Annotated in this window: 2 protein-coding genes; both read left to right on the top strand. The window is 60.5% G+C overall.

The window, feature by feature from the left end; translation table 11 throughout:
* The first annotated feature begins 221 nt into the window (after positions 1-221).
* Positions 222-554: a helix-turn-helix domain-containing protein gene (locus RF638_RS15955; RefSeq protein WP_031272986.1), complete on the top strand. Its 333-nt coding sequence runs from the start codon at positions 222-224 to the stop codon at positions 552-554.
* Complete coding sequence (locus RF638_RS15950; RefSeq protein ID WP_016997196.1) at positions 551-1,393, top strand: IS3 family transposase; 843 nt, start codon at positions 551-553, stop codon at positions 1,391-1,393. The genes RF638_RS15955 and RF638_RS15950 overlap by 4 nt, the downstream gene beginning before the upstream one ends.
* Positions 1,394-1,432 lie beyond the last annotated feature (39 nt).

Here is a 1,432-nt window from a genome sequence, read left to right as displayed (position 1 = left end):
TGAACTGACCCCCGGGAGTTGGACTGAGTAATTCGGTTCCAACTCCCGGGGGTCAGTTCATGGGGAAGCAGAGTGCTCTGACGCAGGAGCAGCGCATCTACGCGGTAGCCTGCTTTGAGGAAGGACGCGGCGAGCGATCAGTCGCGAGGGAAATCTGCGTGAGTAGGTCAGCCGTGAAGCGGCTCTACCATCGCTGGCGCGTTCGTGGTCGAGGAGCACTGGTGACCAAACCGACGAAACAGTCCTACTCGTTTGAGATCAAGCTGGCGGTCGTCACGCGCTTCCTGTGCGGGGAACCCAAGGTCGATCTCGCCCGCGAGTTCGACCTGTCCTCGCCGAAACTCATCGAGACGTGGGCGAGGAACTACCGTGCCAGGGGCGAGGATGCCCTGAAGCCACGACCACGTGGCCGGCCACGCCGATTAGCATCGACTCAGGACGGCGAGGAGTCGGAGCTTCAACAGCTACGACGCGAGGTCGAGTATCTTCGGGCTGAGAACGCTTACCTGGGAAAATTGCGGGCCTTGAGGGAGCAACAACGACGGACAAAGTGAATGCCGTCCTCGCCCTCAAGGCTGAACACTCACTCACCACACTTCTCACCGTCGCTTCTCTTGCCCGATCGACGTTCTTCTACCACCAGGCACGCCTGGACACCGCGGACAAGCACGCCGCGTTGAAGGCCGAGATTCAGCGGTTCTTCCACCATTTCGCCGGCCGTTACGGGCACCGACGGATCCACGACCGGCTGCGCCGGACGGGATGGGTGGTGTCGAAGAAGACGGTCCTCAAGCTCATGCGAGCCCTGGGGCTGCGGTGTCAGATCCGCCGCAAGCGCTACACCTCGTTCAAGGGCAAGATCGGCCAGATCGCTGCCAACCGCTTGGAACGAGACTTCACCACGACCGCCCCGAACCAGAAGTGGGTCACCGACGTGACTGAATTCCGCGTCGGAGAGCGGAAGGTCTATCTCTCGACGGTGATGGACCTCTTCGACCGGCAGATCATCGGCCACACGACCGGGACCTCCCCGAACCTGGTATTGACCAATACCTCGCTGCGGCAAGCATTGGTGGGGTTGCCATCAGACCAGAAACCCATCGTGCACTCCGATCAAGGCTTTCAGTATCAGCACGCTTCCTGGCGACAGCTCCTGAACGGCCGAGCGATCCAGTCGATGTCGCGCAGGGGCAATTGCCTCGACAATGCCGTGATGGAGAGTTTCTTCGGGCATCTGAAGGACGAGCTCTACTGCAACACCACGTTCCTCACCGTCGAGGCACTGACCACAGCGATCAATGCCTACATCACCTGGTTCAACACCGAGAGGGCACATTCAACGCTGAAGGGCCTGAGCCCGGTGGAATACCGGACCCAGGCCCTAGCGGCCTAAGCTTTTACTTGGCCAGTCCAACTTCTTGGGACCAGTTCA

The sequence above is a fragment of the Kocuria sp. CPCC 205235 genome (assembly GCF_040980905.1).
Taxonomy (GTDB): Bacteria; Actinomycetota; Actinomycetes; order Actinomycetales; family Micrococcaceae; genus Kocuria; species Kocuria carniphila.
The sequence above is the reverse complement of the archived record's forward strand: the minus strand, read 5'-3'. Positions and strand labels throughout refer to the sequence as shown.